Source organism: Thermomonas sp. HDW16, from assembly GCF_011302915.1.
GTDB lineage: Bacteria > Pseudomonadota > Gammaproteobacteria > Xanthomonadales > Xanthomonadaceae > Thermomonas.
Genome location: NZ_CP049872.1, coordinates 1,845,597 through 1,871,920 on the forward strand (window position 1 = coordinate 1,845,597; position 26,324 = coordinate 1,871,920).

Consider the following 26,324-nt stretch of genomic DNA (forward strand, 5'->3'; position numbering starts at 1 on the left):
GATCTCACGAGCCCAAGCCCCGGCGATGAATCGAATCAAGCATTCATCGCAGATAAGCATGGTAGCGGGGCAGGATTTGAACCTGCGACCTTCGGGTTATGAGCCCGACGAGCTGCCAGACTGCTCCACCCCGCAGCAGAAGCGGAATTATGGTGCGTTGCGCGATTCTTTGCAAGCCTTTGCGTGCAAAAACCGATAGACAGTGTTCAGGCGAACGCGCGCTGGCACCACGCCATCAGCGGGCTCCAGAACAGGCCGAACGCCAGCAGGCTCAACGCATTGACGCCGAACACGATGTTGAGCAAACGATCATCGCGAGGGCCGACGGCTTCGCCGACGGGTTCGTCGAAGTACATCGCCTTGATCACGCGCAGGTAGTAGAACGCACCGATCACCGCGCACACGATGCCGACGATCGCCAGCCACAACATGCCGCCTTCCAGCGCGGCACGCAGCACCGCCAACTTCGACCAGAAGCCGAGGAACGGCGGCACGCCGGCCAGCGAGGCCATCACGCACAGCACCAGGCCAGCCGTCCAAGGGTCGCGGGCATTCAGACCCTTGAAATCGGAAATGTTCTCGGCCTCGAAACCACGGCGCGAGAGCACGATGATCGCGCCGAACGCGGCAGTGGCCATGATCGCGTAGCTGATCGTATAGAACATCGCCGCCGCATAACCCTGCGCACCGCCGCCGGCCAGTCCCATGAACAGGAAGCCGACGTGCGAGATCGTGGAATACGCCAGCATGCGCTTGAGGTTGGTCTGCGCCAATGCGATCAGGTTGCCGATCACCAGCGACAACGCGGCCAGGCCGGCCAGCATCGGATGCCAGTAATCGCCCAGCGGCGCGGCACCGACTTCCAGCAGGCGCATCGCCATCGCGAACGCGGCCAGCTTGGGCGCGGAGCCGATGAACAGCGTGATCGCCGTCGGCGCGCCCTGGTAGACGTCCGGCACCCACATGTGGAACGGTGCGGCACCGAATTTGAAGGCGATGCCGGCGACCATGAAGGCCACGCCGGTCAACAGCATCGCGGGCTGTGCAACCGTCGAGGCGTTGGCATTGATCGACGCAAGGTCGATGCTGCCGGTCGCGCCATACACCAGCGACATGCCGTACAGCAGCATGCCGGAGGCGAGCGCGCCCAGCACGAAGTACTTCATCGCCGCTTCGGAGGCCAGCTTGCTGTCGCGATCGATCGCCACCAGCGCGTACGAGCACAGCGCCAGCAGTTCCAGGCCCAGGTAGACCATGACCAGGCTGCCTGCGGAAATCAGCAGCATCATGCCGGCCACGGCGAACATGACCAGCACCGGCACTTCACCCTTGTACAGGCCACGTTCGCGCAGGTACGACCAGGCATAGACCAGCGAAATCGCGGAGACGAAACACACGCCGATCTTCAGCACGTCGGCCATGTTGTCGCGGATGAACATGCCGGACAGAACGGTGCCCTGCCCGCCGATACCCGCGATCACCAGCACGCCAACCAGCACCAGGCTGGCGATGGCCAATGCATGGGTGATCACACGCTGCTTCTCGCTGAGGAACAGGTCGAGCATCAGCAGCGCGAACGCGGCACCGAGCAGGACCAGCTCCGGGATCAACGGAAGCAGTTCGGCGGCGGATGGCATCGGGAGGGTGGCCTGCATGGGATCGATCACCTTAAAGCTTGGTCGCGGCGAGCTGGCCCGCCAGTTGCGCGATGGAGGGTTCCATCAGGTCGGTCAGCGGTTTCGGGTACACGCCCAGCACGATGACGCCGATGGCGAACACGCCCAGCACGATCCATTCGCGCATGTTGATGTCTTCGAGTTCGGCGACGTGGGCATTGCCGACATCGCCCCAGATCACCCGCTTGGTCAGCCACAAGGTGTAACCGGCGCCGATGATCAGGGTGAAGGCCGCGGCGAACGCGATCAGCGGGTTGGCCTGGAACGCAGCCAGGATCACCATGAATTCACCGACGAAACCACTGGTGCCTGGCAGGCCGGAGTTGGCCATCGCGAACAGCACCCAGAACGCAGCGAACCACGGCATCGCGTTGGCGACTCCGCCGTAGTCCTTGATCATGCGGCTATGCATGCGGTCGTACAGCACGCCGACGCAGGAGAACATCGCGCCGGAGATGAAGCCGTGGCTGATCATCTGCACCATCGCGCCTTGCAGGCCCAGCTGCGCCGCATCGACGCCACCCGGACTGCCGTTACGCACCAGGGCGAAGGCGATGAAGGTGCCGAGGGTGACGAAGCCCATGTGCGAGACCGACGAATAGGCGATCAGCTTCTTCATGTCCTCCTGCACAAGCGCCACCAGGCCGACATAGACCACCGCGATCAGCGACAGCGTGATCACCAGCCAGGCGTAGTGGTGGCCAGCATCCGGCACGATCGGCAGCACGAAGCGCAGGAAGCCGTAGCCGCCGATCTTCAGCATGATCGCGGCCAGGATCACCGAGCCCCCGGTAGGCGCCTCGACGTGCGCATCCGGCAACCAGGTGTGCACCGGGAACATCGGTACCTTGACCGCGAACGCGACCAGGAAGGCGAAGAACAGCCAGGTTTGCTCCGCCATGGTCAACGGCAGCGCGGCCATGTCCGCCAGCTGCCAGCTGCCGCCCTTCAGGTACAGGTAGATCAGCCCGACCAGCATGAACACCGAACCGAGGAAGGTGTACAGGAAGAACTTGACCGAGGCATACACCCGGCGCGGGCCACCCCACACGCCGATGATGATGAACATCGGGATCAGCATGCCTTCGAAGAACACGTAGAACAGCAGCGCATCGAGCGCGCTGAACACGCCGATCATCAGGCCTTCTAGGATCAGGAACGCGGCGTAGTACTGGCTGACGCGCTTGTCGATCGCGCCCCAGGCACCGATCAGCACCAGCACCGTGGTCAGCGTGGTCAGGCCGATCAGCGCCAGCGAGATGCCGTCCGCGCCGAGGTGGTACTGGATGTCGTAGGCGGCGATCCAGGTCTTCTGCTCGACGAACTGCATGGCCGCGTTGCCGAGGTCGAACCCGGTGAACAGCGGGATGCTGAGCAGGAAGGTGGCGAAGGCGAAGGCCAGCGCGATCCAGCGCGCCGCCTGCGGACGGGTGTTGCCCGCCATCATGGTGAACACGCCACCGAGGATCGGCAGCCAGATCAACAAACTGAGTAGAGGCAATTGCATCACGCTTGGGATTCCGTCCAGTCGATCTGGCTTACAGCCAGTAGTGGTTGGCCAGCGCCAGCAGCGCGACCAGGCCCAGGATCATGGCGAAGGCGTAGTCGTACAGGTAGCCGGACTGCAGCTTGCGCAGCACCCCGGCCGCCAATCCGACGATGCTGGCGCTGCCGTTCACCGCCACGCCGTCGATCACTTTGGTGTCGAACAGGCGCGAGAGCTTGCCCAGCTTGACGCCACCGCCGGCGAACCCGTTGATCCACAGGTCGTCCATCCAGTACTTGTTCTCGAGCACCTTGATCGGCCACGCCAGCGTGCGATTGATGCCCACGCGCCATTCCGGCTTGACCAGATACAGCAAGGTTGCCAGCGCAAAACCCGCTAGCGCCAGCCAGAACGCAGGTGCCATGAAGCCGTGCAGCGCGAACGCGACAGGGCCGTGGAACTCTTCGGCCAACTTCGCAACCACGTCGTTTTCCTTGAGCACTTCGATCGCGCCGAGGAAGAACGGCAGCTGCTGGTGATGCCCCATCACGTCGGTGCCGAACAGCATGGGCCCCACCGTGAAGAAACCGATCAGCACCGACGGGATCGCCAGCAGGATCAGCGGCAAGGTCACCACCCACGGACTTTCATGCGGTTCATGCGCGCCATGATGGCCATGGTCGTCATGGTGATCATCGTGCGCGTGGTGCGCATCGCCATGGTGCGCGTCGTGCGCATGCGCATCGCGGAAGCGCTCTTCGCCGAAGAAGGTCAGGTACAGCAGGCGGAAGCTGTAGAAGCTGGTCACGAAGGCACCCAGCAGCACTGCCCAATTGGCGTACAGCGCCACCCAGTTGGCATGCTCGTGTGCGTGCTCCGCGGCGGCCTCGATGATGGTGTCCTTCGAATAGAAGCCACTGAAGAACGGCGTGCCGACCAGCGCCAGCGTGCCCAGCAGGCTGGTGACGAAGGTGATCGGCATGTACTTGCGCAGGCCGCCCATCTTGCGCATGTCCTGCTCGTGGTGCATGCCGATGATCACGCTGCCCGCGGCCAGGAACAGCAGGGCCTTGAAGAAGGCGTGGGTCATCAGGTGGTAGACCGCCGCGGAATACGCGGACAGACCCAGCGCCACCGTCATGTAACCGAGCTGCGACAGGGTCGAATACGCGACCACGCGCTTGATGTCGTTCTGCACCATGCCGATCAGGCCGGTCCAGAACGCGGTGGTGGCGCCGATGAACAGGATGAAGTTCAGCGCGGCCGGCGACATCTCGAACAGCGGCGACATGCGCGCCACCATGAAGATGCCGGCGGTGACCATCGTCGCCGCGTGGATCAGCGCGGAAATCGGGGTCGGGCCTTCCATCGAATCCGGCAGCCAGACGTGCAGCGGCACCTGCGCCGACTTGCCCATCGCGCCGATGAACAGGCTGATGCAGATGATGGTGGGCACCGACCATTCATGACCGGCGAAGATCGAGACCGTCGCATCGCGGACCAGCGGCGCATTGGCGAACGCGGTGGCGTAATCCAGCGTGCCGATCCAGTACAGCACGCCTGCGATGCCGAGCAAGAAGCCGAAATCGCCGACGCGATTGACCAGGAACGCCTTGAGGTTGGCGAAGATCGCGCTGGGCCGCTTGAACCAGAAGCCGATCAGCAGGTACGAGACCAGGCCCACCGCTTCCCAGCCGAAGAACAGCTGCAGGAAGTTGTTGCTCATCACCAGCATCAGCATGCTGAAGGTGAACAGCGAGATGTAGCTGAAGAAGCGCTGGTAACCGTCGTCCTCGGCCATGTAGCCGATGGTGTAGATATGCACCAGCAGCGACACGAAGGTGACCACCATCATCATCATCGCGGTCAGCTTGTCGACCATGAAGCCGACGTTGGCCTGGATGTCGCCAACCTGGAAGAAGGTGTAGACGTTCTCGTTGAAGGGCGCCGCGCCCTGCATCAGCTGCCACAGCACATGGCAGGACATGGCACAGCTGGCGGCCACGCCGAGGATGGTCACGCTGTGCGCGCCGACGCGGCCGATCTTGCGACCGAACAGGCCCGCCAGCACCGCCCCCAGCAGGGGCAGCAGCACGATCAGCAGCAGATGGGTCTTCGAAATGATCATTCCTCAGCCCTTCAAGCTGTCGATGTCCGCCACGTCGATGGTGCGGCGGTTGCGGAACAGGGTGACCAGGATGGCGAGGCCGATCGCCGCTTCGGCGGCAGCCACGGTCAGGATGAAGAACACGAACACCTGGCCGGCGGCATCGCCCAGCGAGCGCGAGAACGCGACGAAGTTGATGTTCACCGCCAGCAGCATCAGCTCCAGCGACATCAGCAACATGATCACGTTCTTGCGATTGAGGAAGATGCCGGCCACGCTGATGCAGAACAGCACCGCGCCGAGCGCGAGGTAGTGGCCCAGGGTCAGGGCACCGAACAGATTCGACATGTCGTTCATGGCGCAGCCTCCCCTTCCGCTGCAGAAGGCGGCTCAGGCTTGACGGCGTCCATCTTGATGATGCGCACGCGATCGGAAGCCTTCACTCGCGCCTGTGCCGACGGATCCTGGTGCTTGGTGCCGCCACGACGACGCAGGGTCAGCATCACCGCAGCCACCACGGCCACGGTCAGGATCACCGCGGCGACTTCGAACGGCAACATGAATTCCGTGAACAACGCACGCGCCAACCAGGTGGTGTTCGGCACGTCCGTCGCGACGGCCGCATTATCCGCCAGCGGCGCCTGCATCGCAGCCTTGACCCCGATCAGCGCCACGATCTGCGCCAGCATCACCAGCGCGACGACCAGGCCCACCGGCAAGTAGCGCACATAGCCTTCGCGTAGCGGTGCAAGGTCGACGTCCAGCATCATCACTACGAACAGGAACAGCACCATCACCGCGCCGACATAGACCAGCACCAGCGCGATGCCGAGGAACTCGGCCCCGCCGACGATCCAGGTACAGGCCACCGAGAAGAAGGTCAGCACCAGCCACAGCGCGGCGTGCACCGGGTTGCGCGAGCTGATCGTCGCCAATGCCGCGATGGCGGCGGTGGCGGCGAAGCCGAGGAAGACAAGGGTCGTGAAATCAAGGCTCATGCGTGTCTCAACCTCAGCGGAACGGCGCGTCGGCGGCGCGGCGTTCGGCGATTTCCGCCTCGAGCCTGTCGCCAATGGCCAACAGCTGCGGCTTGGTCATGATGTTCTGGCCGCGCTTGTCGAAGTGGTATTCGTGGATATGCGTCTCGACGATCGAGTCCACCGGGCAGGATTCCTCGCAAAAGCCGCAGAAGATGCACTTGAACAGGTCGATGTCGTAGCGCGTCGTGCGGCGGGTGCCGTCGGCGCGCTGCTCGGAATCGATGGTGATCGCAAGCGCCGGACACACCGCCTCGCACAGCTTGCAGGCGATGCAACGCTCTTCGCCGTTCGGATAACGGCGCAGCGCGTGCAGGCCACGGAAACGCGGCGACTGCGGGGTCTTTTCCATCGGGTACATCAGCGTGTACTTCGGACGGAACAGGTATTTCAGGGTCAGCCACAGGCCGCCGGCGAGCTCCAGCAGCAGCAGGCTCTTGAAATAGGAAACGATCTTGCCCATGCCTTACTGCCCCGCCTGGATGACGCCGAAATACACCATCAGCGCGGTCACGAAGATCCAGGCGATGGTGATCGGGATGAAGACCTTCCAGCCCAACCGCATGATCTGGTCGTAGCGGTAACGCGGGAACGAGGCGCGGAACCAGATGAAGCAACTGGCGAAGAAGAACACCTTCGCGAGCAGCCACCACCAGCCATCCACGCTCAAGAGCGGAATGCCCATGCCCTGGAACGGGCTGAGCCAGCCGCCGAGGAAGAAGATCGAGGTCAGGAAGCTGATCAGGATCATGTTGGCGTATTCGGCCAGGAAGAACAGCGCGAACTGCGAGCCGGAATACTCCACCATGTGGCCGGCCACGATTTCCGATTCGCCTTCCACCACGTCGAACGGTGCGCGGTTGGTTTCGGCAACGCCAGAGATGAAATACACCACGAACAGCGGCAGCAACGGCACCCAGAACCATTCCAGGAAACCGGCATTGCCGGACTGCGCCATCACGATGTCGGTCAGGTTCAGGCTGCCGGCGGCGATCAGCACGCCGACCAGGGCGAAGCCCATCGCGATTTCGTAGCTCACCACCTGCGAGGCGGCGCGCATCGCGCCGAGGAAGGCGTACTTCGAGTTCGATGCCCAACCGGCCAGGATCACGCCGTACACGCCCAGCGAGGTCATCGCCAGCAAGTACAACAAGCCGGCATTGGCGTTGGACAGCACCACCTGCGCGTCGAACGGCACGACTGCCCAAGCGGCGAAGGCCGGCACCAACGCGATCAGCGGGGCCAGGCGGAACAGGAACGGGCTGGCCACGGTCGGCTGCACCACTTCCTTGAACAGCAGCTTGAACACGTCGGCGAAGGCCTGCAGGATGCCCTTGCCGATGTACATCGGCCCGTGGCGGACATGCATCCAGCCGATCAACTTGCGCTCCCACACCACGTAGAACGCCACGCTCACGATCACCGGCACCGCGATGGCGAGGACCTTCAACACGATCCACACCAGCATGCCGAAGGTGCCGAACGACAGCAGACCGTCGCGCAGCGGTTCGATCACGGTGGTCATCAATGGATTGCTCATGCGCGCACGACCTCCACCTTGGCCGAGGCCGCCAGCGGCGCGGTCGCACCGTAGCCGGACTCGATCCACGCACAGCCCGGTCCGACGCGGTCATCGATCGCGACCTGCAGGGTCGCGGTACCCACACGGTTGGCCAACTTCGCCATCGCGCCATCGGCAAGGCCCGTTGCTGCGGCATCGGCGGCATTCAGCACCACGCGAGCGCCGAACGTGAGCGGATGTTCCTGCAGTGCCTGCGCACGACGAACCACGCCGTCGACGCGGTAGATCGCCTGCGAGACTGCGACTTCGAATCCGTTGCCGCCCTGCTCCACCGCTTTGCCAGCTGCTGCCTTGACCGCCTTCGGCGCGATGCCGGCACGCAAGCCGGCCAAATCGGTGAACTCGAAACCCGGCAGCGACAACTCGGTGGCGAGCGCGCGCAGCACGCGCCAACCCGGACGCGCCTGACCCGGCAGCTTGCCGGCTACCGCAGTGACCTGCGCCTTGCCTTCCAGGTTGGTCAGTGTCGCTTCGATTTCCGGCAGCGCGCCGATCGGCAGGATCACATCGGCGACGCGGCGAGTGCTCTGGCAAGCGAACTGGCTGAACGCCACCACCTGCGCGTCGCCCAGCGCTTTGAGCGCGGCGTGCTGGTCGGCGAAATCCAGGCCCGGTTCGATGCCGTAGATCACATAGGCGCTGCGCTGGTCGCGCAGCATCGACTGCGCATCGTGCGCAGTCGGCAGCACGCCATGCTGCGACAGGCCCAGTGCATTCGCGCCCTGCGGGATGCGGCACAAATTTGCATTCTTCGCCGAAGCGAAATCGGCGGCGGCCTTGCGGATCGCCGACGCATGCACGGAGTTTTCGGCCACGCCGCCGACGATCACCGCGACATGCGCGGCATCGCCGAGTTCGAGCTTGCCCAACGCCGCGGCCAGCTGCGACGGCGGCACGATGCTGCGCGATGCGATGGGGAACGCGAAATCGAAATCGACCGGGTTGACCACATGCACCTTGGCACCGCGCAACGTGGCCCGGCGCACGCGATGGTGCAGCAGCGGCACTTCGAAGCGCAGGTTGGAGCCGACGATGACGATGGCATCGGCTTTCTCAAGCTCCGCCACCGGCATCGCGAAAGCTTCGGCGGTCGCGCCATCGGACAGGTCGAGCTGGCCGATGCGGTGGTCGAGGTTGCCGGTGCCCAGTGCATCGGCCAGGCGAGCAAGCAAGGCGCCCTCCTCGTTCGAGGTGGACGGATGCACCAGCATGCCGAGGTCACCGGCAGCGTTGTCGCGCAGGACCTTCGCGGCCTTGGCCAGCGCTTCTTCCCACGAGGCTTCGCGGAAACCGTCGCCGTCACGGATCAGCGGCACTTGCGCGCGGTCTTCGGCGTACAGGCCTTCATGCGCGTAACGGTCGCGATCCGAGATCCAGCACTCGTTCACCGGCTCGTTGTCACGCGGCACGCTGCGCAGGATCTCGCCGCGGCGCACGTGGTGGAACAGGTTGCTGCCCAGCGCATCGTGGTAGCCCAGCGACGGCTTGGCGGTCAGTTCCCACGGACGCGCCTTGAAGCGGAACACCTTGTTGGTCAGCGCGCCGACCGGGCAGACATCGATCACGTTGCCGGACAGTTCGGTGGTCAGCGGCTTGCCGTCGAAGGTGCCGATCTGCAGCTTCTCGCCGCGCTGCATGCCGCCGAGCTCGTAGGTGCCGGCGATGTCCGCGGTGAAGCGCACGCAGCGCGTGCACTGGATGCAGCGGGTCATGTCGCTGGCGACCAGCGGGCCCATGTCCTCATCGGCGACGACGCGCTTACGCTCAACGAAGCGACTGACAGAACGGCCATAACCCAGCGAAAGATCCTGCAATTCGCATTCGCCGCCCTGGTCGCAGATCGGGCAGTCCAGCGGATGGTTGATCAGCAGGAATTCCATCACGTTGCGCTGCGACTTCAACGCCTTGTCGCTGCGCGTCGCGATCTTCATGCCGTCCATCACCGGCGTGGCGCAAGCCGGCGCCGGCTTCGGCATCTTCTCGACCTCGACCAGGCACATGCGGCAGTTGGCCGCGATCGGCAACTTGTCGTGGTAGCAGAAACGCGGGATCGGGATGCCGGCCTTGTCGGCGGCCTGGATGATCATCGAGCCCTTGGGCGCGGCCAGTTCGTTGCCGTCGATGAAGACGGTGACGTGGTCGGGCGGCAGGTTCGGATTGACCGGGGACGGAGGCGTGCTCATGCCGCGACCTCCACGGTCTTGATCAAGGTGCCTGCGCGTTCGTCGTCGACGTAGAAACGTCCGTTCACGATGGCGTATTCGAATTCGTGCCAGAAGTGGCGCAGGAAGCCCTGCACCGGCCACGCCGCGGCTTCGCCGAAGGCGCAGATGGTGTGGCCTTCGATCTGCCCGGCGGCAGCGCGCAGCATCTGCAGGTCGTCGATGGTCGCTTCGAAATCGGCGATGCGGGTCAGCATGCGGTACATCCAGCCGGTACCTTCGCGGCACGGGGTGCACTGACCGCAGGACTCGGCGTAGTAGAAGCGCGCGATGCGTTGGCAGGCGCGCACCATGCAAGTGGTCTCGTCCATCACGATGACCGCGCCCGAGCCCAGGCCGGAACCGGCCTTCTGGATGCTGTCGTAGTCCATCGTGCAGGCCATCATCACGTCCGCCGGCAATACCGGCATCGACGAACCGCCGGGAATCACACCCTTCAGTTTGTGGCCATTGCGCACGCCGCCGGCCATCGCCAGCAGGTCGGCGAATGGGGTGCCGAGGCGGATTTCGTAGTTGCCCGGCTTGTTGACGTGGCCTGACACCGAGAAGATCTTCGGGCCACCGTTGTTCGGCTTGCCCAAGTTCGCGAACCACTCCGCGCCGTTGCGCACGATGGCCGGGACCGAGGCATAGGTCTCGGTGTTGTTGATGGTGGTCGGCTTGCCGTACAGGCCGAAATTGGCCGGGAACGGCGGCTTGTAGCGCGGCTGGCCCTTCTTGCCTTCCAGCGATTCCATCAGCGCGGTTTCTTCGCCGCAGATGTAGGCGCCGGCGCCGAGTGCGTTGTACAGGTCGATGTCGATGCCGGAGCCCAGGATATTCTTGCCCAGCCAGCCGTTCGCGTAAGCCTCGCGGGTGGCTTCTTCCAGGTGCTCGAACGGCTCGTGGTGGAATTCGCCGCGAAGGTAGTTGTAGGCAACCGTCGAACCGGTGGCGTAGCAGGCGATCGCCATGCCCTCGATCACCGCATGCGGGTTGTAGCGCAGGATGTCGCGATCCTTGGCCGTGCCCGGTTCGGATTCGTCCGAGTTGCACAGGATGTACTTCTGCCCCGGGCCCTTCGGCATGAAGCTCCACTTCAGGCCGGTCGGGAAACCCGCGCCGCCGCGGCCGCGCAGGCCGGAGGCCTTGACCATCTCGATGACGGCGGCCGGCTCGATCTTCTCCTCGAGGATCTTGCGCAGCGCGCTGTAACCACCGGTCTTCAGGTAGTTCTCGTACGACCACGGCTTGTCGAAATGCAGCGTGGTGTAGACCACGCTGTGTTCCGACGGCGCCGGGCCGACCGGGCCGTAGCCCTCGGAATTGTGCGAATGACCGCCCATTACTTCAGCCCGTCCAGCAGCTCGTCCACCTTCGCGGTGTCGAGCTTCTCGTGGTAATGCCCGTTGATCACCACCACCGGCGCGCCGCAGCACGCGGCCACGCATTCTTCCTCACGCTTGAGGTAGACGCGACCATCGGCGGTGGAACCGCCCAGCTTGCAGCCCAGCTTCTTCTCGGCGTGCGCGACCAGGTCTTCGGCGCCGTTCAACCAGCAGCTGATGTTGGTGCAGAAAGCCACGTTGTTGCGGCCGACTTTTTCGGTCTCGAACATCGAGTAGAAAGTCGCTACTTCATAGGCCCACACCGGCGGCAGGTCCAGGTACTTGGCCACCGCGGCGATGAGCTCATCGCTCAGCCAGCCGCCGTTCTGTTCCTGTGCCGCGAACAAGCCCTGCAGCACCGCGGAACGCTTGCGGTCGGCCGGGAATTTTTCCAGCCAGTGGTCGATATGCGCGCGCGTCTCGCCCGACAGTGCCACCATCGGGTCGACGTTGCGGCAGGCCTCGAAATTGCCCGTCGCCTTCATCGATCAACCTCACCAAACACGATGTCATAGGTGCCGATCATGGCCACCACGTCGGCCAGCATGTGGCCCTTCACGATCTCGTCCATCGACGACAAGTGGGCGAAGCCCGGCGCACGCAAGTGGCAGCGGAACGGCTTGTTGGCGCCGTCGCTGACCAGGTAGCAGCCGAATTCGCCCTTCGGCGCTTCCACCGCGGCATAGGTCTCGCCAGCGGGAACGGAATAGCCTTCGGAAAACAGCTTGAAGTGATGGATGAGGGCTTCCATGTCGTCCTTCATCGCTTCACGCGACGGCGGCGACACCTTGTAGTTGTCCAGCATCACCGGACCCGGGTTGGCCTTCAGCCACGCCACGCATTGCTTGATGATGCGGGTGGACTGGCGCATCTCGGCGATGCGCACCAGGTAGCGGTCGTAACAGTCGCCCTTGACGCCGACCGGGATGTCGAAATCGACTTCCGCGTACTTCGCGTACGGCTGCTTCTTGCGCAGGTCCCAGGCCACGCCGGAGCCGCGCAGCATCGGGCCGGTCATGCCCCAGGCCATCGCCTGTTCCGGCGGGATCACGCCGATGCCGACCGTGCGCTGCTTCCAGATGCGATTGTCGGTGAGCAGGGTTTCGTACTCGTCGACGCGCTTCGGGAAGTCTTCGCAGAAATGCTCGATGTAATCCAGCAGCGAGCCTTCGCGCCACTCGTTGAAGCGCTTGAGCTTGGCGCCCTTGCGCCACGGCGATTCCTTGTACTTCGGCATCGTCGCCGGCAGATCGCGGTAAACGCCACCCGGACGGTAATAGGTCGCGTGCATGCGCGCGCCGCTGACCGCCTCGTAGCAGTCCATCAGCTCTTCGCGTTCGCGGAAGGCGTACAGGAACACCGCCATCGCGCCGAGGTCGAGCGCGTTGCTACCCACCCACATCAGGTGGTTCAGGATGCGGGTGATCTCGTCGAACATGGTGCGGATCCACTGCGCGCGTTCCGGCGCCTCGATCCCCATCAGTCGTTCGATCGCAAGCACGTAGGCGTGCTCGTTGCACATCATCGACACGTAATCCAGGCGATCCATGTAGCCGATCGACTGGTTGAACGGCTTGGACTCGGCCAGCTTCTCGGTACCGCGATGCAACAGGCCGATATGCGGATCGGCGCGGCGGATCACTTCGCCGTCCATTTCCAGGATCAGGCGCAGCACGCCATGCGCGGCCGGATGCTGCGGGCCGAAGTTCAGCGTGTAGTTGCGGATTTCCTGGCGGGCTTCCGCCGGATTGCTGGCGAACAGCTCGGAATTCGGGACAGCGTTCATCGACGGCCCTCCCGATCAAGGATCTTGGCGCCACTTTCGCCGCTGGCCGTTGCGAAACGGGCGTCATCGCGCACTACGCGCGGCACGCCGACACGCGGCTCGACCGAGGTCACCGGTTCATACACCACGCGCTTCTTCTCGGCGTCGTAGCGGACTTCGACATTGCCGATCAGCGGGAAATCCTTGCGGAACGGATGGCCGACGAAACCGTAGTCGGTCAGGATCCGGCGCAAATCCGGATGCCCTTCGAAGATGATGCCGAACAGGTCGAAGGTCTCGCGTTCGAACCAGTTCACGCCCGGCCACACGTGCACCAGCGAAGGCACGACCGGCAGGCTGTTGTCGGTGGCGAAACAGCGCACGCGCACGCGTCGGTTGTGCTTGACCGAGAGCAGTTGCAGCACGGCGGCATAGCGCTTGCCCTGGATATCGGCGTCCGGTGCATCGGTGCCGGGCTGGGCGACTTCGTGGCTGGGCTGCTCGCCCCACTTGAAGCGGCCCGGGCCCTGGCCTTCCACGCCACGGCTGAAGCCTTCGTTGGAGACGCCTTTGGTCTCCCACTCGTCATCGCCATAACCCATGTAATCGACGCCACACAGGTCGATGAAGGTGTCGAAACCGAATTCATCGCGCAGCGCGGTGCAGGTTGCCAGCCAATTGCTGGCCGCAACGTCCAACCCCACTTCGCCGCGCGGCTGCGCGACCTGTACCGCGGCCTCGCCGAAGCGCGCCGCCAATTCCTTCGCCAATGCGCTCATGCGCGCGCACCCTCGGGGCGCTCGCCACCCGCGAACGGGTTCTGCTCGAGCCGGCGGATTTTCTTCTGCAGCTGCAGGATGCCGTAGACCAGCGCTTCGGCGGTCGGCGGGCAGCCCGGCACGTACACGTCCACCGGCACGATGCGGTCGCAGCCGCGCACGACGGAATAGGAATAGTGGTAGTAGCCGCCGCCATTGGCGCAGCTGCCCATCGAGATCACCCACTTCGGGTCGGGCATCTGGTCGTAGACCTTGCGCAGCGCCGGGGCCATCTTGTTGCACAGGGTGCCGGCCACGATCATCACGTCGGACTGGCGCGGCGACGGGCGGAACACCACGCCGTAGCGGTCCAGGTCCAGGCGCGCGGCGCCGGCGTGCATCATTTCAACGGCACAGCAGGCCAGGCCGAAGGTCATCGGCCACATCGAGCCGGTGCGCGCCCAGTTCCACAGCGCGTCCATGCTGGTGGTGACGAAACCGTGCTGCAGCAGCGGGTTGTCGTCGCCCGGGCGCAGGATGTCGTCAAGCCGGCCTTCCGGCACCGGGTTGTGCATCAGCCCGGAGAGGGTCTCGCTCACTCCCATTCCAGGGCTCCCTTCTTCCACACGTAGATGAAACCGATCAGCAGCAGGCTCAGGAACACGCCCATCTCGACCAGGCCGAACACGCCCAATTCGCGGAATACCAGCGCCCACGGGAAGACGAAGGCGATTTCCAGGTCGAACACGATGAACAGGATCGCGACCAGGTAATAGCGCACGTCGAACTGGCCACGTGCGTTCTCGAACGCACTGAAGCCACATTCGTACGGGGAGAGTTTCTCCGCACTCGGGCGCTTGGGGCCCAAGACGTTGCCAACGATGATCAGGGCAATCCCGATTCCGGTGGCAACGATCAGGAACAGCAAAGTCGGCAGGTATTCGGCCAGCACGCGCGCCTCTGTCTTCTTATGGGGCTAGCTGGCACAAGGCCGCTCGCTTTATCCGCAATAGTGTAGCCGGCCCGGGTCAGGCACGGCCAGACCCGGACGCATTTGCCCGGATGAAATCGTGATCAACTGCCTTCCAGCTCTTCCCAGCGTGCGTAAGCGGCATCCAGCTCGGCCTGTGCAGCAGCCAAGGCCGCATTGTCCGCCGTGACCGCCACGGCATCGCGCTGGTAATAGCCGGCTTCGCCCATCCGCGAGGTGAAAGCGGCCACCTGCGTTTCCAGCGCCTCGATCCGCGCCGGCAGCGCCTCCAGCTCGCGCTGCACCTTGAAGCTCAGCTTGGGTTTCGCTGCCGGCGGCGGCACGGAGGCGGTCGGCGGCACGTTTTGCAAAGCCTGCGGCCTGGCCGACTCCGCGACAGCGGCGACGTCCCGCTGCCGGAGCCAATCGCTGTAGCCACCGACGTATTCGCCAATGCGGCCATCGCCCTCCATGACGATGGTGGACGTCACCACATTGTCGAGGAAGTCGCGGTCGTGGCTGACCAGCAGCAGGGTGCCGGGGTAGTCGGCCAGCAACTCTTCCAGCAACTCCAGCGTTTCGACGTCGAGGTCGTTGGTTGGTTCGTCCATCACCAGCAGGTTGGACGGCTGGGCGAACAGCCGCGCCAGCAGCAACCGATTGCGTTCGCCGCCGGACAGGCGGGTGATCGGCGCGCGCGCGCTTTCCGGGGTGAACAGGAAGTCCTGCAGGTAGCCGACGATGTGCTTCTGCTTGCCCCCCACCTCGATGAACTCGCGGCCTTCGGCCACGTTCTCGATGGCGTTCCAGTCCTCGCGCAGGGTGGCGCGGTACTGGTCGAAATAGGCCACCTGCAACTGGGTGCCCTGGCGGATTTCGCCAGTCTGCGGCTGCAACTGGCCCAGCAGCAGCTTCAGCAAGGTGGTCTTGCCGCTGCCGTTGGGGCCGACCAGACCAATGCGGTCGCCGCGCAGGATCGTGGTCGAGAAATCGCGTACCAGCGCATTGCTGCCGTGGGCGAAGCCCACCTCCTTCGCTTCGATCACCTTCTTGCCGGATTCACCGGCCTGCGCGGTGGCCATCTTCACGTTGCCGGTCTGCGCGCGGCGTTCGGCGCGTTCGTTGCGCATCGCCTTCAGGCGGCGCACGCGGCCTTCATCGCGCGTCCTGCGGGCCTTGATGCCCTGCCGGATCCACACTTCCTCCTGCGCCAGCAGCTTGTCGAAACGCGCGTTTTCCTGCGCTTCGGCGTTCAGGCGCTCTTCCTTGCGCCGAACATAGTTGTCCCAATCACCAGGCCAGCTGGTGACCTGGCCGCGATCGATTTCGACGATGCGGGTCGCCAGCGCGCGCAGGAAGCGGCGGTCGTGGGTGACGAACAGCAGCGCCCCGCTCCACTGCTTGAGGAAACCTTCCAGCCAGTCGATGGCGGCGATGTCCAGGTGATTGGTTGGTTCGTCCAGCAGCAGCAGGTCCGGCTGCGAGACCAACGCGCGCGCCAGCAGCACGCGGCGCTTCATGCCGCCAGACAACGCCCCGAAATCGGCATCGCCATCCAGTCCGAGTCGTTCCAGAGTCTCGATCACCCGCTGGTCCAGCGACCAGCCGTTCGCGGCTTCGATCTTGGCCTGCACCTCGGCCAGTGCGTCCATGTCGATGTGCTCGGCATGGATCAGATGGTGGTAGTGGGCGAGCTGCGCGCCGAGTTCACCCAGCCCGGCGGCGACCACGTCGAACACGCTGCCCGCTGCATCCAGCGGGACTTCCTGCTCCAGCCTGGCGACGCGGCGCCCGCCTTCGACCCGGATCTCGCCGTCGTCGGGCTTGAGCTCGCCAGCCAGCAGTTTCATCAAGGTCGACTTGCCGGCACCGTTACGGCCGATCAGGGCGATGCGCTCGCCGGGTTCGATGGCAAGGTCGACGTGTTGCAGCAGCAAGGGACCGCCGACGCTGTAGTCGACGCCCTGCAAAGTGATCAAAGGCATCCGTACATTGTACGTGCAGGCGCCGCCGCAAACCCGGCGGCGCGGCCGTTCCCGTCCGCGCGTGGTCGCGGTAGGCTTGCGCCCAGCACACCCCAACCACCCGACCGGAGAGCACCATGAGCAAGGGCATGGACCAGAAGAAAAGCGAGAAAAAGAAGCCGGAAAAGTCGCTGAAAGAGAAGCGCGCGGCCAAGAAGGAAAAGAAGGGCAAGTAAGCCCAGACCGACGCCGGGGTCGAAACCCGGCGTCAGGAACTGCAGGACAGCATCGAGCAGCCGGCCTTGTCCTTCGCCCAATCGGGGCGTTTCCCGGCGTAGCGTTCATTGCCCGGTTGTTCGTCATACGGGCGACGCATTACTTCCAGCAATTCGCCGACGCCGGCCATGTCGCCGCCATGCGCGCGGTCGATCGCTTCCTGCGCCAGCCAGTTGCGCAGCACGTACTTCGGATTCGCGGCGTTCATTCGTGTGCGGCGCTGTTCGTCGCTGAACGCGTCATCGCACAGGCGCGCTGCGTAGCGCGCCAGCCATTCATTGAACGCGCCCTTGCCGGCTTCGCGCTTGGCGGCGTCATAGAACGCATCGTCGAACACGCTAAGTGAAGGTGCGACGGGATCGAGATCAGCCAACGCACGGAACCAGATCGTCATATCGACCTCATGCGCATGCAGCAGGCCGTGCAGGTCGCGGATCAGTTCGACGTCGGCATCACGGCATTCGGCCAGACCGAGCTTGCGCGCGGTGATCTCGCGATCCGCCGCCGCATACGCGCTGGCGAAGCGTTCCAGCCCGGCCTGCAGTGGCGCAGGATCGGCGAACAGCGGCGACAACGCCCGTGCCAGCTGGCCCAGGTTCCAGTACGCCACCCGCGGCTGCCAGCCGAAACGGTAGCGGCGACCGGTCGCGTCGGTGGTGTTCGGCGTCCAATCCGGGTCGTAGGCGTCGATCCAGCCGTAGGGGCCGTAATCGATGGTCAGGCCGATGATCGACAGGTTGTCGGTATTCAGTACGCCATGCACGAAGCCGACCCGCATCCACTCGGCGACCAGCCGTGCGGTGCGTTCGCAGATTTCGCCGAACCACGCGGCGTACAGCGCCTCGCCCTCGCCCGCCAGCTGCGGGAAATCGCGGACGATGCAGAACTCGACCAACGTGCGCAGCAATTCGACATCGCCGCGCGATGACGGCAGTTCGAAGTGACCAAAGCGCAGGAACGACGGCGCAATCCGGCACACGATGGCGCCCGGCTCCACTTCGGGATGACCGTCGTAGAACATGTCGCGCACCACGCCTTCGCCGCTGCCGATCAGGCTCAACGCACGCGTGGTCGGGATGCCGAGGTGATGCATCGCCTCGCTGCACAGGAATTCGCGGATGGACGAACGCAGCACGGCGCGGCCATCGGCGCTGCGCGAATACGGCGTCGGCCCGGCGCCTTTCAGTTGCAGCTCGCGACGCTGCCCATCCGCCAACACTGCCTCGCCCAGCGAAATCGCCCGCCCATCGCCCAGCTGCCCGGCCCAATGGCCGAACTGGTGGCCGCCGTAATTGGTCGCGAACGGCTGCATGCCGGGCAGCAGCGCATTGCCGGCGAATACTTGTGCGAATTCGGGCGATGCCACATCGATCTCGCTCAAACCCAGCTCTGCGGCCACTTCGCGCGAATGCGCGAGCAACTGCGGCGCGACGACCGGCGTGGGAGCCACCGCCGACCACAGCGCGCCCTGCACCTGGCGCGGGAACACGCGCGGCTCGGGATCGCCGGGTAGCGTGTCGATCAACGCGTTGTCGAAGCGCAGCGGGGTCATCGCGTCACGCCCAGCACGGCGGGGATCACGATTTCCTCTTCGTCCTCGATATGCCGGCGCGCCACCCGAGCAACGCGTTCGCCGGCCTTCGCGACCTCATCCCAGGCCGAGGCCGGCGCATCGGCCGCGGGCAGGTTCGCCAACGCGCGCTCGAACGGCCCCAGCACCGCATTGAGCACGATATGGTCGGCCTCCAGCAGGTTCAGCGGGCGTGCGAGCGACGGTGCCGCGCGCAGCAGCTGTGGGAACATGCTCTGGTCCTCCAGCCGGTGATGACCGTGGAGGTGATCGACCGACTGCCTGGCGATCGGCGCGATCTCACCCGCCAGCCGCCTGCGGTCGGCATCGGACAGACGATCCTCGGCCAACGTGCGCAGGGTACGTTCGACGATGCCGAGGTTGTGCACCATCGCCCGATGGATGTCCTGCCAATGGCTGGCAAGACCATTGGCATAGTCGGGATGCTCCGCCCAGCGCTCGGGCGGCCACTGCGCCAAGCCACTCAGCGCAGCGCGCAACTCGGCTTGCAGGCAGGGGCGTTCCAGCACGTTATGGGCCGGCGTGCGGTAGTCGGGGAAGCGGGACGCAGCGGCGTCTAAGACGGTATAAGCCATGGCCCTTAGATGGGGACGCAGGCGGCCTGTCGCAAGCGCTGGAGCCTTCGCTCTGGGCCGGGCGCGTACACTGTGCAACCGATTACGGCGACACGCCGCGAGACGCCCATGAGCGCCGACACCCCAACCACCACCTTTGCCGATCTCGGCCTGCCGGATTCCCTGCTGGCGGCCCTGCGCGAAGTGGGCTACGAAACCCCCAGCCCGATCCAGGCCGCCACCATCCCCGCCCTGCTGGCCGGCCGCGACATGATCGGCCAGGCGCAGACCGGCACCGGCAAGACCGCTGCGTTCGCCCTGCCCGCGCTGGCGCGGCTGGAAGCGGCCGCCAACAAGCCGCAGGTGCTGGTGCTGGCACCCACCCGCGAACTGGCGATCCAGGTCGCCGAGGCCTTCCAGAAGTACGCGCACCACATCCCCGGCTTCCACGTGCTGCCGATCTACGGCGGCCAGAGCTACCAACCGCAGTTGAGCGCGTTGAAGCGCGGCGTGCATGTGGTGGTGGGTACGCCCGGCCGCGTCATCGACCACCTCGAACGCGGCTCGCTCGACCTCTCCCAACTGCGCATGCTGGTGCTGGACGAAGCCGACGAAATGCTGCGGATGGGCTTCATCGACGATGTCGAAGCCGTCCTCAAGAAAACCCCGGAAACCCGCCAGGTCGCGCTGTTCTCGGCGACGATGCCGGCGCAGATCAAGCGCATCGCCCAGACCTATCTGAAGGATCCGGTGGAGATCGCGATCAAGTCGCAGACCTCCACCGCCGAGAACATCCGTCAGCGCTTCTGGATGGTCAGCGGCGTCAACAAACTGGATGCGCTGACCCGGATCATGGAAGCCGAGCCGTTCGACGCGATGATCATCTTCGCGCGCACCAAGCTGGGCACCGATGAGCTCGCCGAAAAACTCGCTGCGCGCGGCTTCAGCGCGGCGGCGATCAATGGCGACGTGGAGCAGAAGACCCGCGAGCGCACCATCCAGCGGCTGAAGGACGGCCAGATCGACGTGCTGGTGGCCACCGACGTGGCCGCGCGCGGGCTGGATGTGGATCGCATCAGCCACGTGCTGAACTACGACATCCCGTACGACACCGAAAGCTACGTGCACCGCATCGGCCGCACTGGCCGCGCGGGCCGCAAGGGCGAGGCGATCCTGTTCGTGGCCCCGCGCGAGCGCGGCATGCTGGGCGCGATCGAACGCGCCACCCGGCAGAAGATCGAGCAGATGAACCTGCCCAGCGTGGACGCCGTCAACGAGCGCCGCGTGGCCAAGTTCCTGGACAAGATCGAAGGCGCGTTGGCCAGCGACGATCTCTCGGTGTTCCGCGATCTGGTGGAACGTTACGAGCGCGAAAAGAACGTGCCGGCGGTGGAAATCGCCGCTGCCCTCGCCGCGCTGGTACAGGGCAAGACCCCGCTGCTGCTGGCAAAGCCGGCGGCGCCGGAACGCACCTTCGAGGTGTGCGAGCGCCCGGAACGCGCCGAGCGTCCGCAGCGCGAACCCCGCGAGCGCACCCCGCGCGACCCGAGCGCACCGGAAGTCGGCATGCAGACCTTCCGCATCGATGTCGGTTACCAGCACGGCGTGCAACCGGGCAACATCGTCGGCGCCATCGCCAACGAAGCTGACCTCGAAGCGCGCTTCATCGGCCGTATCGACATCCGCGACGATTTCACCCTGGTCGACCTGCCCGAAGGCATGCCGCCGGAGCTGCTGCAGCACATGCAGACCGTGCGCGTGGCCAGCCGGCCGCTGCGCATGCGCCCGGCCGAAGCCGCCGATATCGACGCACCCAAGGCCAAGCGCAGCTTCGGCCCGCCGCGTGGCGATCGCCCCGGCGGCCCGCGCAAGCCAGGCGGGTTCAAGAAGCCCGGTGGTTTCAAACCACGCGGTCCGCGCTCCTGATCGGGTGCGATAAGCGCATGACGGCTGGCGATTGGCGATAACGCGACGGCTTTTGGCATAGTCGCTGCATGTCGCGCCTCCTCGTCTTCCAACACGTCGCCGCCGAACCGCTGGGCACGCTCGACCCGCTGATTCGTCGTCGCGGGCACCGGATCCGCTTCAAGAATTTCGAGCGGCATCCGGACGCCCAGCTCAATACGGACCGCTACCGCGGGCTGATCGTGCTGGGCGGACCGATGAACGTGGAAGACCACCCGCAACGCGCGCACCTGATGAACGAGATGCGCGCCATCGAACGCATGCTGGAACAGGGCAAGCCAGTGCTGGGTATTTGCCTGGGCGCGCAGCTGCTGGCGCATGTGCTGGGTGCACCGGTGCAGCGCAACGATCAGCCTGAAATCGGCTGGTATCCGTTGCAGAAAACCACTGATGGCCTGACCGATCCGGTGCTGGCGCCGCTGCAAGCGGAAACGCCTGTGTTCCAGTGGCACGGCTGCCGCTTCGATATCCCGAAGGATGCCGTGCACCTCGCGCGCAGCCCACAATGCGAACAGCAGGCCTTCCGCTACGGCGACAATGCCTACGGTTTCCAGTTCCATCTGGAAATGGACGAACGCCTGGTCGAGCGCTGGCTGGCGAATCCGGCCTATCGCGAGGAACTGGCGGATTCCGGCCTGCCGCATGACGAGCACGCAATCCGCGAACAGACCCGGCAACACATCGCGACCATGCAGCAGCAGGCCGATGCCGTGTTCAACAATTTCCTCGACCTGGTCGGCCGCCCCGAACGCCGCTACACCTTGCCCTCGCGCGAGTGGGCGTGAACGCATGAGCGAGCGACACTACGACGCCATCGTGATCGGCGCCGGCGCCGCCGGCCTGATGTGCGCGATCACCGCCGGCCAACGCGGCCTGCGCGTGCTGGTGCTCGACCATGCCAACAAGGTGGGCAAGAAGATCCTGATGTCCGGCGGCGGGCGCTGCAATTTCACCAATACCGGCACAACGCCCGCTCAGTACCTGTCGGCCAATCCGCATTTCTGCAAATCGGCGCTGGCGCGGTACACACCCTGGCAGTTCATCGAGCTGGTCGAACGCCACGGCATCAAGTACCACGAGAAGGAACTCGGCCAGCTGTTCTGCGACGAATCCTCCAAGCTGATCGTCAAGTTGCTGCTGGACGAATGCGCGGCGGCTGGCGTCGAAGTGCGCACGCTGTGCAGCATCGAACAGGTCGTGCATGGCGATGGCGGGGATTTCCGACTGCGTACGTCGCAAGGATCGTTTTCGGCAAAGGCGCTTGTCGTCGCCAGCGGCGGCCTGTCGATCCCGAGCATGGGCGCCAGTGGCTTCGGCTACCAGCTTGCGAAACAGTTCGGCCACGAGGTGCTGCCGACGCGCGCCGGCCTGGTGCCGCTCACGCTGACCGGCAAGCATGCCGAGCGCCTGCAGGAGCTCGCCGGTGTGTCGCTGCCGGTGGAAGCGCGCTGCAACGGCGCGAGCTTCCGCAATTTCATGCTGGTCACCCATCGCGGCATCAGCGGGCCATCGATCCTGCAGATTTCCAGCTACTGGCAACCCGGCGATGACCTGCGCCTGAATCTGTTGCCCGGCATCGACATCGACACTCTGTTCCGCGAATGGCAAGCCACCCGCCGCGATGCCGAACTGAAAACCCTGCTCGGCGAAGTGCTGCCCAAGCGTTTCGCCCAGCGCCTGTGCGAACACTGGATCGTCAGCAAGCCGTTGCGCCAATACAACGCGCCGGAGCTGCGCGGCATCGCCGAACTGTTGGCGTCATGGCCGCTGGTCGCCAGCGGCACCGAGGGCTACCGCACCGCCGAAGTCACGCTGGGCGGTGTGGATACCGATGGACTGTCATCCAGCACGATGATGTCGCGCCATGTGCCGGGCCTGTATTTCATCGGCGAGGTCGTCGATGTCACCGGCTGGCTGGGCGGCTACAACTTCCAGTGGGCCTGGGCCAGCGGCCATGCAGCCGGAGCCGCGATCGCGTCCTGATTCAGAACGGACTGAACGGCACGCCCAAATAGGGGGCGATGAACCACCAGGCGGCCAATGCGACCACCAGCCACAGCAACAACTTGAAGAACACGCCGGCGACCTTGAGCGCCAGCCAGATGCCGATGATGACGATGACGATGCCGAGCCAGCTCATGTGTCGTTCCCCGTTGGAGTTGCGTGCAGCTTAGGCGACCGGCTCGCCGTCGGCCAGCGGCTTGAGCTGCGGATCCAGCGCGACGCGCTCATCGAACACGAAGCAGCGACCGTCGTAACCGGCACCGCCAACCTGCTCGAAATAACCCAGGATCCCACCGTCGAGTTGCAGCAAGTTGTCCATGCCGTCGTGCCGCAGCCACAGCGCGGCCTTTTCGCAGCGGATGCCGCCGGTGCAGAAACTGACCACGGTGGCGTCGCGCAGTGCGTCGCGATGCGGTGCCAGTGCTTCGGGCAGTTCGGTGAAATTGTCGATGGACAGGGTCAACGCATCCTTGAACGTGCCGAAGCCGAACTCTTCGCGGTTGCGGGTATCCAGCAGCACCAGCCGCTTGCCGGAATCATCCCGATAGCCCTGCGCGATCCAGCGTTGCAGTGTCGCGGGTTCCACTGCCGGCGCGCGTTCGCCGGTGTCGAGCGGCGAAGCATGCTCGCGGCGGAACGCGATGACCTCGTCCTTGCGCTTCACCTTCAGCTTCGCGAACGGCAGCGTTTCGCTCCAACTTTCCTTGGCGTACAGCGATGCGAAGCGCGGGTCTTCGCGCAGCCAGTCGAGGAAGCCGCGCAGCGGCGTTTCCGCGCCCGCCAAAAACAGGTTGAGGCCTTCGGGCGTGACCAGCACGCTGCCGCGCAGGGCATCCGCTTCGGCGCGTTCGCGAATGAGTGCAGCCAGCGCATCGGCATCGTCGATGGCCACGAACAGGTAGGCGGCGATATTGAGGATCATGCCGCGCCCTCGGTGCGGAACAACACGCTGCAACAGGTCACCGCGCCTTCGGCTTTCTGCAATTCGGATACATCGACCGTGGTGACGGCAATACCGGCTTCGCGCAGGCGTTCCAGCGTGCGCGGGAAACAGTCCGGATACAGCAACGCCTCGCCGATGCGCACCGCATTGGCGGCATGTCCCTCGACGGAATCGACTTCGATCCGTCGATAGTCGGCAAACGATGCGGCATCCACCAACCACTTCGGATTCACCAGCACTGCGTCCTCGGCCACTTGGGTCACCGCCGATTTCAGGTGCAGGCAGTTGCGAGTCGCTATGCCTTCGACCGTGTAGCCATAGGGCGCCAACAACGTGCGCAACTGTGCTCTGCCCGCTTCGTTGCTGCGCGCGGAGATGCCGACGAACACCCGCTTGCCGATGCGCAATACATCACCGCCGTCCAGCGTGCCGGGCGCTTCGATCCGCAGCACCGGGCGGAAACGGCTCAGCGCGTCCAGCACTGCCGCGCCTTCATCCCGGCGCGATGCCGCGCCCGGACGAGTGGCAATGGAAACTTCATCGAAGGCCAGCGCCACGTCTTCCACGAATACCGAATCCGGGTAGGCCGGCTCTGCAGGCAAGCGGATCACCTTGCAGCCAAGCGACTCCAGCGCATGGCAATACGCTTCGTGTTGCGCCTGTGCGCGGGCAACGTTGATGGGGGTGCGGTCGACGAACGAGAGTTCGCAATCGGCCAGCGCCGGGCTGACGTCACGGGTAATGGCGGTCCACATCGCGTCATTGTAAGCGGGCCATCACACGTAGCCGCGCATGGGATCATGTGCGCATGTCCACGCCTGCCTGCCCCCAACCTCGCCTCGCCGTGATCGGCGGCGGCCCTGCCGGCCTGATGGCTGCGGAAGTTGCATGCGCGGCGGGGATCGAAGTGCATCTGTTCGAGGCCAAGGGCTCGGTGGGCCGCAAGTTCCTGATCGCCGGCAAGGGCGGGCTCAACCTCACCCACTCCGAGCCGCGGCCCGCGTTCGATGCGCGCTTCCGCGAGCGTGCACGCGAAGTCGGCGCCTGGCTGGATGCGTTGGATGCCGACGGGTTGCGCGACTGGGCGCGCGGTTTCGGCATCGAAACCTATGTCGGCAGCTCGGGCCGCGTGTTCCCGATGGATCGCAAGGCCGCGCCGTTGCTGCGCGCCTGGGTGCACCGGCTGCGCGATGCCGGTGTGCACTTCCACGTCCATCACCGTTGGCTGGGCTGGGATGAGGCCGGCGCGCTGCGCTTTTCCACGGAGGATGGCGAAACCGCGTTCGTCGCGGATGCGGTGGTGCTCGCAGTGGGTGGCGGCAGCTGGCCGCAGCTGGGCTCCGATGGTGCGTGGGTGGAAACGTTGGTCACGCGCGGCATCGACATCGCCCCGCTGCAGCCGGCCAATTGCGGTTTCGACATCGGCTGGAGCGAATTCCTTTCGAAAAAGCACGCCGGTGCGCCGCTGAAGCCGGTGGTCGCGTATTGGCGCGATGCGCATGGCATTGAACAGGCATTGCAAGGCGAGTGCGTGCTGACCGAAGGCGGCATCGAGGGCAGCCTCATCTACGCCATCGCCGCCGACCTACGCGATGCGATCACACGCGATCGTGAAACCACATTGCACCTCGACCTCGTGCCTGGCCGCGTGTTCGAAAGGTTGCAGCGCGACCTCGAAAACCCGCGCAAAGGTCGCAGCCTGGGCGAACACCTGCGCCGGCAGGCCAGCATCGATGGTGCCAAGGTTGCGCTGCTGCACGAAGTGCTCGACAAGCCCGCGCTGCAGGACATGACCCGTGTCGCCGCTACCCTCAAGCGCCTGCCGCTGCGCCTGCTGCGTCCGCGACCGATGGCGGAAACCATTTCCACCGCCGGAGGCGTGCGGCTGGAGGCACTGGACGGCGCACTGATGTTGCATGGATTGCCCGGTGTGTTCTGTGCCGGGGAAATGCTGGACTGGGAAGCCCAGACCGGCGGCTACCTGCTCACCGCCTGCTTCGCCAGCGGGCTGCGTGCCGGCAACGGTGCCGTGCGCTGGTTGCAGGCAACCCGCTGAT

24 protein-coding genes and 1 tRNA gene are annotated in these 26,324 nt (G+C 65.0%); 4 read left to right on the plus strand and 21 right to left on the minus strand.

The features are described from left to right. Positions 1-59: 59 nt before the first annotated feature. From G7079_RS08565 to G7079_RS08650, 18 genes are all read right to left on the minus strand, one after another. Positions 60-135, minus strand: a tRNA-Met gene (locus G7079_RS08565). Between the two features lie 71 nt (positions 136-206). After that, positions 207-1,655 (minus strand): NADH-quinone oxidoreductase subunit NuoN, encoded by a 1,449-nt coding sequence (nuoN, locus tag G7079_RS08570; RefSeq protein WP_166056905.1) that lies wholly within the window; start codon positions 1,653-1,655, stop codon positions 207-209. Positions 1,656-1,668: 13 nt separating this feature from the next. After that, a complete protein-coding gene (locus G7079_RS08575; RefSeq protein ID WP_166056906.1) occupies positions 1,669-3,186 on the minus strand; it encodes an NADH-quinone oxidoreductase subunit M in 1,518 nt (505 codons plus the stop codon). A 28-nt stretch (positions 3,187-3,214) separates the two neighbouring features. Continuing rightward, a complete protein-coding gene (nuoL, locus tag G7079_RS08580) occupies positions 3,215-5,290 on the minus strand; it encodes an NADH-quinone oxidoreductase subunit L (RefSeq protein ID WP_166056907.1) in 2,076 nt (691 codons plus the stop codon). A gap of 3 nt (positions 5,291-5,293) precedes the next feature. Next, positions 5,294-5,617, minus strand: coding sequence for an NADH-quinone oxidoreductase subunit NuoK (gene nuoK / locus G7079_RS08585; RefSeq protein WP_166057893.1), 324 nt, complete (start codon positions 5,615-5,617; stop codon positions 5,294-5,296). Positions 5,618-5,622: 5 nt separating this feature from the next. After that, positions 5,623-6,267 (minus strand): NADH-quinone oxidoreductase subunit J, encoded by a 645-nt coding sequence (locus tag G7079_RS08590; protein WP_166056908.1) that lies wholly within the window; start codon positions 6,265-6,267, stop codon positions 5,623-5,625. 13 nt (positions 6,268-6,280) lie between these two features. Next, entirely contained in the window at positions 6,281-6,769 is a 489-nt protein-coding gene (gene nuoI, locus G7079_RS08595; protein WP_166056909.1) for an NADH-quinone oxidoreductase subunit NuoI, read from the minus strand. Between the two features lie 3 nt (positions 6,770-6,772). Beyond that, positions 6,773-7,831, minus strand: a complete 1,059-nt coding sequence (gene nuoH, locus G7079_RS08600) for an NADH-quinone oxidoreductase subunit NuoH (protein ID WP_166057894.1) — start codon at positions 7,829-7,831, stop codon at positions 6,773-6,775. Positions 7,832-7,842: 11 nt separating this feature from the next. Then, positions 7,843-10,071 (minus strand): NADH-quinone oxidoreductase subunit NuoG, encoded by a 2,229-nt coding sequence (gene nuoG, locus G7079_RS08605; RefSeq protein ID WP_166056910.1) that lies wholly within the window; start codon positions 10,069-10,071, stop codon positions 7,843-7,845. After that, entirely contained in the window at positions 10,068-11,435 is a 1,368-nt protein-coding gene (gene nuoF, locus G7079_RS08610; protein ID WP_166056911.1) for an NADH-quinone oxidoreductase subunit NuoF, read from the minus strand. The genes nuoG and nuoF overlap by 4 nt, the downstream gene beginning before the upstream one ends. Continuing rightward, positions 11,435-11,962, minus strand: coding sequence for an NADH-quinone oxidoreductase subunit NuoE (gene nuoE, locus G7079_RS08615; RefSeq protein WP_166056912.1), 528 nt, complete (start codon positions 11,960-11,962; stop codon positions 11,435-11,437). The genes nuoF and nuoE overlap by 1 nt, the downstream gene beginning before the upstream one ends. Then, complete coding sequence (locus G7079_RS08620; protein WP_166056913.1) at positions 11,959-13,263, minus strand: NADH-quinone oxidoreductase subunit D; 1,305 nt, start codon at positions 13,261-13,263, stop codon at positions 11,959-11,961. The genes nuoE and G7079_RS08620 overlap by 4 nt, the downstream gene beginning before the upstream one ends. After that, positions 13,260-14,021 (minus strand): NADH-quinone oxidoreductase subunit C, encoded by a 762-nt coding sequence (locus G7079_RS08625; RefSeq protein WP_166056914.1) that lies wholly within the window; start codon positions 14,019-14,021, stop codon positions 13,260-13,262. The genes G7079_RS08620 and G7079_RS08625 overlap by 4 nt, the downstream gene beginning before the upstream one ends. After that, entirely contained in the window at positions 14,018-14,605 is a 588-nt protein-coding gene (locus G7079_RS08630) for an NADH-quinone oxidoreductase subunit B (protein WP_166056915.1), read from the minus strand. Before G7079_RS08630 ends, G7079_RS08625 begins: the two co-directional genes overlap by 4 nt. After that, positions 14,596-14,952: an NADH-quinone oxidoreductase subunit A gene (locus tag G7079_RS08635; protein WP_166056916.1), complete on the minus strand. Its 357-nt coding sequence runs from the start codon at positions 14,950-14,952 to the stop codon at positions 14,596-14,598. Before G7079_RS08635 ends, G7079_RS08630 begins: the two co-directional genes overlap by 10 nt. Positions 14,953-15,074: 122 nt before the next feature. Continuing rightward, positions 15,075-16,955, minus strand: a complete 1,881-nt coding sequence (locus G7079_RS08640; protein WP_166056917.1) for an ATP-binding cassette domain-containing protein — start codon at positions 16,953-16,955, stop codon at positions 15,075-15,077. A gap of 247 nt (positions 16,956-17,202) precedes the next feature. Next, positions 17,203-18,762, minus strand: coding sequence for a YdiU family protein (locus G7079_RS08645; protein WP_166056918.1), 1,560 nt, complete (start codon positions 18,760-18,762; stop codon positions 17,203-17,205). Further along, positions 18,759-19,376, minus strand: a complete 618-nt coding sequence (locus G7079_RS08650; protein WP_166056919.1) for a hemerythrin domain-containing protein — start codon at positions 19,374-19,376, stop codon at positions 18,759-18,761. Before G7079_RS08650 ends, G7079_RS08645 begins: the two co-directional genes overlap by 4 nt. A gap of 108 nt (positions 19,377-19,484) precedes the next feature. Here G7079_RS08650 and G7079_RS08655 point away from each other — a divergent pair, with 108 nt between their 5' ends. From G7079_RS08655 to G7079_RS08665, 3 genes are all read left to right on the plus strand, one after another. Continuing rightward, the gene (locus tag G7079_RS08655; protein ID WP_166056920.1) at positions 19,485-21,281 is read left to right on the plus strand and encodes a DEAD/DEAH box helicase; all 1,797 of its coding nucleotides are present in this window, start codon (positions 19,485-19,487) and stop codon (positions 21,279-21,281) included. A 68-nt stretch (positions 21,282-21,349) separates the two neighbouring features. Next, entirely contained in the window at positions 21,350-22,105 is a 756-nt protein-coding gene (locus G7079_RS08660) for a gamma-glutamyl-gamma-aminobutyrate hydrolase family protein (RefSeq protein WP_166056921.1), read from the plus strand. A gap of 4 nt (positions 22,106-22,109) precedes the next feature. Further along, positions 22,110-23,303 (plus strand): NAD(P)/FAD-dependent oxidoreductase, encoded by a 1,194-nt coding sequence (locus G7079_RS08665; RefSeq protein ID WP_166056922.1) that lies wholly within the window; start codon positions 22,110-22,112, stop codon positions 23,301-23,303. Between the two features lies 1 nt (position 23,304). Here G7079_RS08665 and G7079_RS08670 read toward each other — a convergent pair whose 3' ends face one another. Genes G7079_RS08670 through G7079_RS08680 form a run of 3 tightly spaced genes read right to left on the minus strand, consistent with a single transcriptional unit; the run spans position 23,305 to position 25,022 of the window. Then, a complete protein-coding gene (locus G7079_RS08670) occupies positions 23,305-23,460 on the minus strand; it encodes a hypothetical protein (RefSeq protein ID WP_166056923.1) in 156 nt (51 codons plus the stop codon). A 30-nt stretch (positions 23,461-23,490) separates the two neighbouring features. Then, complete coding sequence (locus tag G7079_RS08675; protein ID WP_166056924.1) at positions 23,491-24,246, minus strand: sulfurtransferase; 756 nt, start codon at positions 24,244-24,246, stop codon at positions 23,491-23,493. After that, complete coding sequence (locus tag G7079_RS08680) at positions 24,243-25,022, minus strand: dimethylargininase (RefSeq protein WP_166056926.1); 780 nt, start codon at positions 25,020-25,022, stop codon at positions 24,243-24,245. The genes G7079_RS08675 and G7079_RS08680 overlap by 4 nt, the downstream gene beginning before the upstream one ends. A gap of 53 nt (positions 25,023-25,075) precedes the next feature. Between G7079_RS08680 and G7079_RS08685 the strand changes: the two genes are divergently transcribed. Beyond that, entirely contained in the window at positions 25,076-26,323 is a 1,248-nt protein-coding gene (locus G7079_RS08685) for a TIGR03862 family flavoprotein (protein ID WP_166056927.1), read from the plus strand. The last annotated feature ends 1 nt before the right edge of the window (position 26,324 follow it).